The sequence below is a fragment of the Streptomyces sp. NPDC042100 genome (genome assembly GCF_055582325.1).
Window position 1 is genome coordinate 188,052 of the sequence record NZ_JBVJDK010000008.1, and the last position, 12,540, is coordinate 200,591.

Below are 12,540 nucleotides of genomic sequence, written 5' to 3' on the forward strand. Positions count from 1 at the left end.
CGCGATGGCGAACCCCGGCGGCCCCCTCGGCGTGCCGCGACCGGCCCCGCCACGCCCCTGCGTACCGTCGCCCCCCGACCGATCCACCGGAAGTGGTGTTGCCGTGCGGCCGTCCCTCTGCTTGTGCATGATCGTGAAGAACGAGTCCGCCGTCATCGAACGCTGCCTCGCCTCCGTCCGGCACCTCGTCGACACCTGGGTCGTCTCCGACACCGGCTCCACCGACGGCACCCAGGACCTGGTCCGCCGCTCCCTGGCCGGCATCCCCGGCGAGCTCCACGAGGAGCCGTGGCGCGACTTCGGCCACAACCGCAGCGCCAACATCGCGCGGGCCCTCGGCCGCGCCGACTACCTGCTCCTCCTCGACGCCGACCACGTCCTGCGCCAGGACGCCCCGCTCCCCGCCCTGACCGCCGACGCGTATCTGATCCGGCACGGAGGGCACCTCGAATACCGCATCAAACGCCTGGTCAGAGGCGATCTGCCCTGGCGGTACGAGGGCGTCACCCACGAGTACCTGACCGCCGACCGCCCGCACACCCAGCGCCCCCTGGACGCCCTCGTCGTCGAGGACCACGCCGACGGCGGCTCCCGGCACGACAAGTTCGAGCGGGACGCCCGCCTCCTCGGCGCCGAACTCGCCCGCGACCCCGCCAACCCCCGTACCGTCTTCTACCTCGCCCAGACCCTGCGCGACATGGGCCGCCCCGCCGAGGCGATCGCCCTCTACGAGCGCCGCGCCGCCATGGGCGGCTGGGGCGAGGAGGTCTACTTCGCCCTGCTCCAGGCGGGGGTCCTGGCGGCCGAGCACCCCGAGGCCGGCGGCGGCTGGCCGGCCGCCCAGGACGCCCTCGTACGGGCCTGGGAGTCCCGGCCCCAGCGCCTCGAAGCCTGCTACGAGCTGGCCTCCCGGCTCCGCGGGCTGAACCGCCATCACGCCGCCCACGCCGTCCTGACCGCCGTCCTCGACCGCGAGCCGCCCGCCGACGACGTGCTGTTCCTCCAGCCCTGGGTCTACCGCTGGGGCCTGCTCTTCGAGTACTCGATCACCGCCTACTGGACCGGCGACCCCGCCGCCTCGCTCGCCGCCTGCGATCGGCTCCTCGCCCTGCCCGAGCTGCCCGCCGCCTACCGCGAGCAGACCCTGGCCAACCGCGCGTTCTCCGCCGCCCGCCTCCGCCCCGGCAGCGCCGCACCCGCCCCCGTACCCGCCTGACCGGCGTGGCGGTCGCCCTCCCGGTCCGCCGCGCCGGGCGAGCGGGCGGCGGACCAGGGGGTGCGGGGCCGAGGGCGGTCAGCGGACGCGGGAGCGGGACTCCATCGCGTCGCGGGCGGCGCGCTCGTCCTCGTACACCTCGCACATATGGCGCCCGTCGGGGGTCGCCGTGTGCTCGACCTCCCAGAGGCTGACCTCGCTGCCGTCGAGGAGCAGGAACTGGTGCTCGTAGAGGGTGAAGCCGGCGTCCCGGCCGCCCTCCATCGCGCACTGGCGCCCGAACGCCTGGGTGATGTGGTGCCCGAAGGCGAGCCGGAGCCGCCGGGCCACGGCCTCGCCGGGACGGTCGGCGTTCTCCGCGCGCCGGAGCACCCGGCGGGCGTGGTCCGCGGAGTTGTCCGGCACGTACACCCGGGGCTGGGCGGGTATGGGGCGCGCGAGGAGCGCGCTCAGCACCTCCAGGTCGTCGTCCTCGTCGGGACGGCCGCCGTCGGCGCGCTCCACGCTCCAGCCGAGCGAGGGGCCCGCGGGCAGCCGGGAGGCGGCGAGCCGGGCCTCGGACTCGTCCTCGTACAGCTCGTGCTGCTCGGCGCCGTCGCGGCCGGAGTTGTGCACCAGCTCCCACAGGGTGAGGGCCGTGCCGTCGGCGAGCAGATAGGCGTGCCGGTAGGTGGTGCGGTGCAGCGACGCGCTGTGGTGCGAGGAGTGCAGTGTGCTGGAGTGCGCGAGCGCCGACGCCAGGCGCTCGACCGTGGAGTCGGGCAGGTCGAAGGAGTTGAGCGCCCTGCCGAGGAGCCGCTCAACCTGGGTGTCGGTCGTCTCGTACGGATCGTGCGAAGGATCCTGCGGATCGTGCGGATCGTTCAAGGGGGTCTCCAGGCCGTCGCCGCATGTCACTTGGTGCTTGCTAAACGTAGTCCCTGGGTCTGACATCGTGTCCGGCGTTCGGGAAAACGAACGGGGGCGCGCATTGAGTTCCCGCGCCCCCCAGACGAGTTCTTCAACTCCCTTTGGTATACCGGCAGTCGCTTCGGGGGGCTAGTCGTCGTACGTCCCGCCGTACAGTTCGCGGTACGCGGGATGGTCCCCGCCCGGCCCCGTCACCCCCGTCGCCGGGGCGAGAACCGCCTGGACGATGGCGCGGGTGACCGTGTCGGCGCCCGCCGCGAGGATCTCGTTGAGGGCGAGCGGGCCGGCCTCCGGGGACAGTTCCCGCTCCCCGGTCGCGAGGGCGAAGACGGTGTCGCCGTCGTTGAGGAGATGCACCGGACGGACGGCGCGCGCGATGCCGTCGTGCGCCGTCCCCGCGAGCTTCTGCGCCTGGGCGCGGGTCAGCGCCGCGTCCGTGGCGACGACCGCGAGGGTGGTGTTCATCGGCGGCGGGGCGAGCTTCTCCCGCGCCTCGGCGAGCCGGCGCCGCGCCGCCTCGTGCACGGCCGGGTCGGGGAAGGCGGGGCGCCCGCCCGCGAAGTAGGCCCCGTACGGCACGCCCGTGTCCGGGTCGACCACCGAGCCGACCGCGTTGACCACCACGAGCGCCGCCACCGTGATCCCGGACTCCAGGAGCGCGCTCGCGGTGCCCACCCCGCCCTTGAGCCCGCCCGCCACCGCGCCCGTGCCCGCGCCCACCGAGCCCGTCGCCACCGGCGCGTACGGCCCGGTCGCGGCGGCGTCCGCCACCGCCGCCCGCCCGGTCGAGGCGTCGGGCCGGGCCGCGAAGTCGCCGCCCCGGCCCAGGTCGAAGAGGCAGGCGGCGGGGACTACCGGCACCACGTGCGACGGGTCCGGCCCCACCCGCACCCCGCGCCCCCGCTCGGCCAGCCAGGCCATCACCCCGCCCGCCGCGTCGAGCCCGTAGGCGCTGCCGCCGGTGAGGACGACGGCGTCGATCCGCTGGACCAGGTTGCGCGGGTCCAGCGCGTCCGTCTCGCGGGTGCCGGGGCCCCCGCCGCGTACGTCCACGGCGGCCACCGCCCCGCCCTCCGGGGCGAGGACGACGGTGGTCCCGGACAGCGCCCGGTCCCCGGGGACCCGTGCGTGGCCGACCCGCAGGCCGCCCACGTCGGTGAGTGCGTCGTGCCGATGCAGTGTCATGTCCCCTGCGTACCACGCGGCCGTTCGGGCGCCGTTCAGCGCGCGGCCCGGGTGGCCGGGTTGGTCGCGGTCAGGGTCACCCCCAGCGCGACCGTGGCGGCGGCGGCCAGGCCGGCCGCGAACACCGCCCAGTGCCCGGCGAACGTGCACATGAGGATGACGAAGGCGGAGCCGGGCAGCACCGCCTGCTGGGCGATCCCCACCTTGAAGTACCGGGCGTGCAGCAGCCACACGCACAGCAGGAAGACGGCGGTCGGGAGGGTGACGGCGGAGGAGGCGGCCAGGGTGGAGATGTGGGCCTCGCCGACGGCCTGCTCGACGGCGATCTCGAGACCGGCGCCGATCGCGGCGGCCGAGGTGAAGATCAGGAAGTGCCCGTAGCCCCAGAGGAAGCCCTTCCGGTTGTCGGCGAGCCGGTCGTGCGCGGGCACCACGAAGTAGATCCACCAGGCGGCGAAGACGATGAGGAGCCCGCCCGCGGCGATCGGCAGCAGCTCGCGCAGGGCGTCGTTCTCCGCGACGCCCGACTTCACGGCGACCGTCGCGGCGGCGATCGACTCGCCCAGCACGATGATCGTGAACAGGCCGTACCGCTCGGCGATGTGGTGGGGGTGCCACTGCGTGTTGACGTCCTTCTCCGCGTAGACGGGGACGGCCATCTCGGCCAGCGCCATGACCAGGAACACCCACATGCGCGCGTTCTCGGGCACCAGCAGCAGCGCGACCCAGCCGACCTGGCAGGCGACGACCCCGCCGGCGTACCGGAGGCACATCGTCCGCTCGGCCGGATCCGTGGCGTGGTGGGCGGCGCGCAGCCACTGGGAGGAGAGCGCGAGGCGCATCACGACGTAGCCGATGTAGACGACGGTGAAGTCGTGGTCCTCGAACGCGCGCGAGACCCCGGCGGCGAGGACGAGGACGCCGGCGATCTGGACGAGGGTGACGACCCGGTAGAGGACGTCGTCGTTGTCGTAGGCCGAGGCGAACCAGGTGAAGTTCATCCACGCCCACCAGACCGCCCAGAAGACCATCGTGTAGTTGAGGATCCCGGATCCGGCGTGACCCTCGGCGAGGGCGTGCACCAGCTCGGCGCCCGCTTGGGCGACGGCGACGACGAAACACAGGTCGAAGAAGAGCTCCAGCGGCGTCGAGGCGCGGTGCGACTCCTCGCGTGAGCGGGAGGTGAGCGGCAGGAACGGTTGCGTCATGCCCCACAGGACAGCAGACCCGGGGGCGGCCGGGCAGGCAGGACACCCGCCCCGCGCGGCGCGCGCCCCGCGCGGCTCACGCCCGCTTCAGCGGCCCATGCCGCTCAGCGGTACCCGCCCGCTTCAGCGGCTGCCGCTCGCCAAACCCGCCGGGACCGGCGGATGTCCCGCCGCGGCCTCCTTGTAGCGCTTCGCCACCGCGCCCGCGATCCGCGGGTGGTCGGCCAGCGGCGCCGAGACCGCCCAGACGTCGGGGAGCGCCGCCAGCGCCTGGGTGAAGCGGCCGGGGGCCAGCAGGTGCGCGGCGACCGCGATCCGGCGGAAGCCGCGGGCGCGCAGCGAGGCGACGGCGTCCACGACCGGCGGCGCCGCCGGGCCCGTCGCGGAGCAGTACGCGGCGGTCGCCGGGACCGGGATCAGACGCGCGAGCTGGTCCAGCGCGCGCAGGGTGCCGTCGTTGCCGCCCGGCCGGGAGGAGCCGGCCCCGGCGACCACGACCGCGTCGGCGGGACCGCCGGCCGCCCGCTCGGCGGCGCGCAGCCGGTCGTGGAGGGCGAGCCCCACGCCCGGTTCGCCGCGCAGACCGGGGGTGACGGTGCAGTCGAAGTGGCAGGCGACGGAGGGGATGTCCACGGTGCGGTGGTAGCCGTCGCCGAGCAGCAGCGGCACGACGACGGCGCCGGGCCGGTCGGCGAGCACGTACGGCAGGGACGGCTTCTGGTGGTCCAGGTGCGCGACGGAGACGGGCGCGCCGGTGAGCCGGCCGACCGCGTCCGCGAGCCGGGCGACGGTCGCCCCTGCCTCGGGCACGGCGCTGCCGTGCACGGCGAGTACGAGATCCCGCATGACTGCCTCCGCGATGCCGCCGGATTACGAAACCCCACCCGGGTCCACCCGGAGCTCTCCCGCCCCGGGTCCCCGACCCGGAGTCACCGCCCCGAAACCCCGTCCGGGGCCGCGTCGCCGGTGTCGTTCGGCGGCGCGGCCCCCACACCGCCCACGCTATGCCCGCGCCCCCGCCGCCCGCCCCCGCCGCAGGTCCCGTCCCGCAGGGCCGCAAGTCCCGGAGCATCGGGCCCTTTTCGGGGCCCTACGGGCGGGCGGGCCGCCCTACCGTCGAAGACGACGAGCGCGGGAGTCCTCCCGTGCCGCCACACCCACCGCACCACCACCAGCCACCCCCACTGGAGACCGCCATGGCTGCCGCCCCTGCCCAGCAGACCCGGAACCTCGTGCTGATAGGCCACGGCATGGTCGGCCACCGGCTGCTGGAGGCGCTGGCCGAGCGCGGCGCGCTCGCCGGGTCCGACGGCGGGCCGGGCTGGCGCGCGGTGGTGCTGGCGGAGGAGGACGTGCCCGCGTACGACCGGGTGCACCTCTCCTCGGTCTTCACCGGCACCGAGCCCGGCGGCCTCTCCCTGCCCGCCCTCGACGAGGGCCTCATCGACCTGCGCCTCGGCGACCCGGCCGAGCACATCGACACCGCCGCCCGCACCGTCACCACCACCTCCGGCGCGGTCGTGCCGTACGACGCGCTGGTCATGGCCACCGGCTCGTACCCCTTCGTGCCGCCGATCCCCGGCGCCGACGCGACCGGCTGCTTCACCTACCGCACCCTCTACGACGTCGACGCCCTCACCTCGTACGCCGAGAACGCCGACGGCAGCCGGGGCGCGATCCGCGGCGGCGTCGTCATCGGCGGCGGGCTGCTCGGCCTGGAGGCGGCCGGCGCGCTGCGCACCCTGGGGCTCGCCACGCACGTCGTGGAGTTCGCGCCCCGGCTGATGCCGCTCCAGGTGGACGACGGCGGAGCGGCGGCCCTGCGCGCCACGATCGAGTCGATGGGCGTGGCCGTGCACACCGGCGTGGGCGCCGCCGAGGTCGACGTGGACGCCGACGGCCGGGTCCGCTCCCTGAAGCTGTCCGACGGCAAGCGGATCCCCGCCGACCTGGTGGTCTTCTCGGCGGGCGTGCGCCCCCGGGACCGGCTCGCGCGGGAGGCGGGGCTGGCGGTCGGCGACCGGGGCGGCGTGGCGGTGGACGAGCACTGCCGGACCAGCGACCCGTACGTGTACGCGGTCGGCGAGTGCGCGCAGACCTGCGACGGGCGGGTCTACGGCCTGGTCGCCCCCGGGTACCAGATGGCCGAGGTGGTCGCGGACCGGCTCGCGGGGGAGGGCGACACGGTCTTCACCGGCGCCGACACCTCGACGAAGCTGAAGCTGCTCGGGGCGGACGTGGCGTCCTTCGGCGACCCGTTCTCCGATGTGCCGAAGGCCACCGAGATCGTGTTCTCGGACGGGCGCGAGGGCGTCTACAAGAAGCTGCTGCTGGGCCCGGAGGGCCAGCTCCTCGGCGGCATCCTGGTCGGCGACGCGGAGGCGTACGGCTCGCTGAAGCCGCACGCGGGCCGGACGCTCCCGGCGCCGCCGGCGGCGTTCCTGATGCCGGCGGGGGAGGGCGCGGGGCAGCTGCCGGGCGCCGAGTCCCTCGCGGACGACGCGGTCGTCTGCTCGTGCCACAACGTGACCAAGGGCGCCGTCCGCGAGGCGATCGCCGAGCACGGGCTGGTCGACGTCGGCGGCGTCAAGCGCTGCACCAAGGCGGGCACGGGCTGCGGCGGCTGCGTCAACACGCTCCAGGCGGTCCTGGACGCGGCCGGTGTGGAGAAGCCGCGCGGGCTGTGCGAGCACTTCCCGGAGCTGGGCCGCGCCGAGCTCTACGAACTGATCCGGACCGAGCACATCCGCTCCTTCACCGAGCTGATGGAGCGGCACGGCACCGCGGGCTCCGAGGGCGGCCCCGCGGGCGTCTCCGGCTGCACGGTCTGCAAGCCCGTCGTCGCCAACGTCCTCGGCACCCTCGCCCCCGAGCTCGGGCTGCGGCACGTCCTGGAGGGCGAGCAGGCCACCCTTCAGGACTCCAACGACCTGTTCCTCGCCAACCTCCAGAAGGACGGCACCTACTCGGTCGTGCCGCGCGTCCCGGGCGGCGAGATCAGCGCCGAGCAGCTCATCGTGATCGGCGAGGTGGCCCGTGACCACGGCCTCTACAGCAAGATCACCGGCGGTCAGCGCATCGACCTGTTCGGCGCCCGCAAGGAGGACCTCCCGGCGATCTGGCGCCGGCTGATCGGCGCGGGCTTCGAGTCGGGCCAGGCGTACGGGAAGTCGCTGCGGACGGTGAAGTCCTGCGTCGGCTCCAAGTTCTGCCGCTTCGGGCAGGGCGACTCGGTGCAGCTCGCGATCGACCTGGAGCTGCGCTACCGGGGCCTGCGCGCCCCGCACAAGTTCAAGGGCGGCGTCTCGGGCTGTCTGCGCGAGTGCGCGGAGGCCCGGGGCAAGGACATCGGCGTGATCGCCACGGCCGGCGGCTGGAACCTGTACGTCGGCGGCAACGGCGGCACCACCCCGCGCCACGCGGACCTGCTGGCCTCGGACCTGTCGGCGGCGGAGCTGTTCGCCCTGATCGACCGCTTCCTCATGTACTACATCCGCACCGGCGAGCGCCTGGAGCGCACCTCCGCGTGGCTGGAGCGGCTCGGCGGGACCGGCGGCGGCATCGAGCACCTGCGCGAGGTGCTGGTGGCGGACTCGCTGGGGATCTGCGCCGAGCTGGAGGCCCAGATGGAGCGGCACGTGGCCGCGTACCGCGACGAGTGGCAGGCCGTCCTGGAGGACCCGGAGGCGCTGGAGCGCTTCAGCCCGCACGTCTCCGAGGTGCGGTTCCTGGAGCCCGGCCGGGGCCGGGCGGCGGTGCTCGCCGACGGGACGGAGGCCGCGCTGTTCAAGGACGGCACGGGCGAGGTGTACGCGGTGGGCAACCGGGACCCGTTCTCGGGCGCCGACGTCATCGCCAACGGGATCATGGGCACCCGGGACGGTGTCCCCGTCGTGGCCTCGCCGATGCACAAGCAGGAGTTCGACCTGCGGACCGGCGTCTGCCTGGACGATCCCTCGGTCTCCCTGCCCCTGCTGGCCGTGCCGGAGGTCCCTAAGGCCCAGGGCTGACGGGACCTAGGCCGCACGCCCCGGCGACCATCGGCTCTCACGCCGCCCTTATGGCGCGGCGCAGCCTGGAAGGGCAAGTACCACTCGTAGAAGTCAGGGGAAGTCATGAGTTCCGCGGTCCAGGACAGCAGAACGAAGGGCGGGCCGGCACCCGCCTCGTACGACACCGAGCAGTACCGCCCCGGCAGGCCCATCACAGACTGGGAGCCGGAGAACGAGCTGTTCTGGAAGTCGGTCGGCAAGAAGGTCGCCAACCGCAACCTGTGGATCGCGGTCCCGGCGCTGCTGGTGGCCTTCGTCGTCTGGCAGGTGTGGTCGGTCACCGCGACCAACCTGAAGGACGTCGGCTTCTCCTTCTCCACCTCCCAGCTGTTCTGGCTGACGGCCATCCCCGGTCTGACCGGCGGCACGGCCCGGATCTTCTACACCTTCCTCGGCCCGATGGTCGGCCAGCGGCGCTTCACCGCCCTGTCGACGGTGGTGCTGATCGTGCCGTTGATCTGGCTCGGCATCGCGATCCAGGACCCCTCCACCCCGTACGGCGTGATGGTCGCGATCGCCGCGCTCTGCGGCATCGGCGGCGCCAACTTCGCCTCCTCCCTCGCCAACATCGGCTTCTTCTTCCCGAAGGCGAAGAAGGGCAGCGCGACCGGCATCAACGGCGGCCTGGGCAACCTGGGCGTCTCGGTGGTCCAGCTGCTGACCCCGATCGTCATCACCTGGTCGACGATCGCCATCGGCTCCGCCCAGCACAAGGCCGACGGGACCCCCGTCTACCTGCAGAACGCCGCCTTCATCTGGGTGCCCGTGCTGATCGTGCTCGCGGCCGTGGCCTGGTTCGGGCAGAACGACCTGAAGGTGGCCTCCACCCCCTTCAGCAAGCAGAAGGTCATCTTCAAGCGCAAGCACAACTGGCTGATGACCTGGCTGTACGTCGGCACCTTCGGCTCCTTCATCGGCTTCGCCGCGGCGCTCCCGATGCTGATCAAGACGACCTTCCCGGACTACTCCGTCGCCACCTACGCCTGGATGGGCCCGGCGGTCGGCGCCCTCGCCCGGTGGGCGGGCGGCTGGATCGCGGACAAGTGGGGCGGCGCCCGGGTGACGATCCTGTCCTTCGTGGGCATGGCGGTCTCCATCATCGGCGTGATCAACTTCCTGCCCTCGGGCGGTGACGGCGGCTCGTTCTACGGCTTCTTCTTCTGCTTCCTCGCGGCCTTCCTCTTCTCCGGCATCGGCAACGGCTCGACCTTCCGGCAGATCCCGGTGATCTTCCGAGGCACCCACCTGAAGGGCCTCACGGAGGGCACCCCGGAGTACGCCAAGGCCCTCAAGCAGGCGGAAATGGAGTCCGGCGCGGTCACCGGCTTCACCTCGGCCATCGCGGCCTACGGCTTCTTCTTCATCCCGGCCCTGTTCGGCTCGGTGGCCGTGACCAGCGCGATGTGGGGATTCGTCGCCTTCTACGCGAGCTGCACCGTCGTGGCCTGGTGGTTCTACGCCCGCAAGGGCGCGGAGGCCCCCAGCTGACCGACCCCTCCGCGAGCACGCGCGTGTACAGAAGGCCCCGCCGCAGGCGGGGCCTTCTCCCATGCCCGAAACGGGACCTACGGCCATCGACTGGTGACCATTGCCGCCCCCTTTGATCGATCAAAAGGAGTGCAATGGAAGCAAGCAACGAAGCGAAGTCGAACGATCGAGAAGGCGGTGCGGGCAATGACTGCGACCCCTGCTGAAGCGACGGTGAACGAGGGAGCCTGGAAGGGCTTCAAGGGCGGCCTCTGGCGCGACGCCATCGACGTCCGTGACTTCATCCAGCAGAACTACACGCCGTACGAGGGCGACGACTCCTTCCTCGCCGGCCCCACCGAGCGGACCACCGCCGTGTGGAAGGCGATCACGGACAAGTTCCCGGAGGAGCGCGCGAAGGGCGTCTACGACGTCTCGTACGACATCCCCTCGACCATCACGGCCCACGCCCCCGGCTACATCGACCGCGACAAGGACCTGATCGTCGGTCTGCAGACGGACGCGCCGCTCAAGCGCGCGATCATGCCGTACGGCGGCTGGCGCATGGTCGCCGGTGCCCTGGAGACCTACGGCTACCCGGTCTCCGAGGAGCTGGAGAAGGTCTTCACCGAGTACCGCAAGACCCACAACGCCGGTGTCTTCGACGCGTACACCCCCGAGATCCGCGCCGCCCGCAAGGCCGGCATCGTCACCGGTCTCCCGGACGCCTACGGCCGAGGCCGGATCATCGGCGACTACCGCCGCGTGGCCCTCTACGGCGTCGACCGCCTCATCGCGGTGAAGAAGGAGGAGAAGGCGGAGCTCAACGCCCTCCCCGCCGGTCACCGTTCGCTCGAGGAGACCATCCGGCTGCGCGAGGAGCTCTCCGAGCAGATGCGCGCCCTCGGCGAGCTGAAGGCCATGGCCGCCTCCTACGGCTACGACATCTCCGGCCCCGCCGCCACCGGCCGCGAGGCCATCCAGTGGCTGTACTTCGCCTACCTGGCCGCCGTGAAGGAGCAGAACGGCGCCGCGATGTCGCTGGGCCGCACCTCGACCTTCGTCGACGTCTTCCTCCAGCGCGACCTCGAGGCCGGCCTCCTCACCGAGGAGCAGGCCCAGGAGCTGGTCGACGACTTCATCATCAAGCTGCGCATCGTCCGCTTCCTGCGCACCCCCGAGTACGACGAGCTGTTCTCCGGCGACCCGACCTGGGTCACCGAGTCCATCGCCGGCATGGGCGAGGACGGGCGTCCGCTGGTCAGCAAGACCTCCTTCCGCTACCTCCAGACCCTGTACAACCTCGGCCCGGCCCCCGAGCCGAACATGACCGTCTTCTGGTCGCCGCAGCTCCCCCAGGGCTTCAAGGAGTTCTGCGCCAAGGTCTCGATCGACACCTCCTCGGTGCAGTACGAGTCGGACGAGCTGATGCGCCCGCGCTTCGGCGACGACACCGCGATCGCCTGCTGCGTCTCGGCGATGCCGGTCGGCAAGCAGATGCAGTTCTTCGGCGCCCGCGTGAACCTCGCCAAGACCCTCCTCTACGCGATCAACGGCGGTCGCGACGAGAAGTCCGGCGCGCAGGTCGGCCCGGCCACCGGTGCCATCACCGCGGACGTGCTCGACTACGACGAGCTCATGAGCAAGTTCGACGAGCAGATGGAGTGGCTGGCGGACGTCTACGTCCACGCGCTGAACGTCATCCACTACATGCACGACCGGTACGCCTACGAGCGCATCGAGATGGCGCTCCACGACCGCGACGTGCGCCGCACCATGGCCTGCGGCATCGCCGGCCTCTCGGTGGCCGCCGACTCGCTGGCCGCGGTGAAGTACGCCAAGGTCACCCCGGTGCGCGACGAGACCGGCCTGGCCACCGACTACACGGTCGAGGGCGACTTCCCGGCGTACGGCAACAACGACGAGCGCGTCGACGAGATCGCCGTCTGGCTGGTCGAGGAGTTCATGAAGAAGGTGCGCAAGCACCCGACCTACCGCAACGCCGAGCACACCCAGTCCGTCCTGACGATCACCTCCAACGTCGTCTACGGCAAGAAGACCGGCAACACCCCCGACGGGCGCCGCGCCGGCGAGCCCTTCTCCCCGGGCGCCAACCCGATGAACGGCCGCGACACCCACGGCTACGTGGCCTCGGCCCTGTCGGTCGCCAAGCTCCCGTACGAGGACGCCGAGGACGGCATCTCGCTGACCAACACGGTGACCCCGGACGGTCTGGGCCGCACCCCCGAGGAGCGGATCAAGAACCTCGCCGGTGTCCTCGACGGCTACATGGCCAGCGACGGCTTCCACATGAACGTCAACGTCCTCAACCGGGACGTGCTGATGGACGCGATGGAGCACCCGGAGAACTACCCGCAGCTCACCATCCGGGTCTCCGGATACGCGGTGAACTTCGTCCGGCTCACCCGCGAGCAGCAGCTCGACGTACTGAACCGCACCTTCCACGCGTCCCTGTGATCCCCGGGCCGGCCCTCACCGGCCG

At 72.6% G+C, this 12,540-nt stretch carries 8 protein-coding genes; 4 read left to right on the forward strand and 4 right to left on the reverse strand.

From position 1 onward, the window contains the following. The first annotated feature begins 127 nt into the window (after positions 1-127). Positions 128-1,216, forward strand: coding sequence for a glycosyltransferase (locus ACZ6J5_RS19850; protein ID WP_469393210.1), 1,089 nt, complete (start codon positions 128-130; stop codon positions 1,214-1,216). A gap of 78 nt (positions 1,217-1,294) precedes the next feature. Here the strand turns inward: ACZ6J5_RS19850 and ACZ6J5_RS19855 are convergent, their stop codons facing one another. The 4 genes from ACZ6J5_RS19855 to ACZ6J5_RS19870 all read right to left on the reverse strand — a co-directional run bounded on the left by ACZ6J5_RS19855 (position 1,295) and on the right by ACZ6J5_RS19870 (position 5,364). After that, positions 1,295-2,083: a DUF6227 family protein gene (locus tag ACZ6J5_RS19855; protein WP_469393212.1), complete on the reverse strand. Its 789-nt coding sequence runs from the start codon at positions 2,081-2,083 to the stop codon at positions 1,295-1,297. Between the two features lie 171 nt (positions 2,084-2,254). Further along, the gene (locus tag ACZ6J5_RS19860) at positions 2,255-3,310 is read right to left on the reverse strand and encodes a P1 family peptidase (protein ID WP_469393214.1); all 1,056 of its coding nucleotides are present in this window, start codon (positions 3,308-3,310) and stop codon (positions 2,255-2,257) included. 35 nt (positions 3,311-3,345) lie between these two features. Further along, a complete protein-coding gene (locus tag ACZ6J5_RS19865) occupies positions 3,346-4,518 on the reverse strand; it encodes a low temperature requirement protein A (protein WP_469393216.1) in 1,173 nt (390 codons plus the stop codon). A gap of 123 nt (positions 4,519-4,641) precedes the next feature. Further along, positions 4,642-5,364 carry a sirohydrochlorin chelatase gene (locus ACZ6J5_RS19870; RefSeq protein ID WP_469393218.1) on the reverse strand — a complete coding sequence of 241 codons (723 nt, stop codon included), beginning with the start codon at positions 5,362-5,364 and terminating at the stop codon, positions 4,642-4,644. A gap of 350 nt (positions 5,365-5,714) precedes the next feature. On the opposite strand from ACZ6J5_RS19870, the gene nirB reads away from it, so the two are divergent. From nirB to pflB, 3 genes are all read left to right on the forward strand, one after another. Then, complete coding sequence (gene nirB, locus ACZ6J5_RS19875; protein ID WP_469393220.1) at positions 5,715-8,528, forward strand: nitrite reductase large subunit NirB; 2,814 nt, start codon at positions 5,715-5,717, stop codon at positions 8,526-8,528. Positions 8,529-8,633: 105 nt separating this feature from the next. Further along, positions 8,634-10,058: an MFS transporter gene (locus ACZ6J5_RS19880; protein ID WP_469393222.1), complete on the forward strand. Its 1,425-nt coding sequence runs from the start codon at positions 8,634-8,636 to the stop codon at positions 10,056-10,058. Positions 10,059-10,244: 186 nt separating this feature from the next. Then, complete coding sequence (pflB, locus tag ACZ6J5_RS19885) at positions 10,245-12,515, forward strand: formate C-acetyltransferase (protein ID WP_469393224.1); 2,271 nt, start codon at positions 10,245-10,247, stop codon at positions 12,513-12,515. The last annotated feature ends 25 nt before the right edge of the window (positions 12,516-12,540 follow it).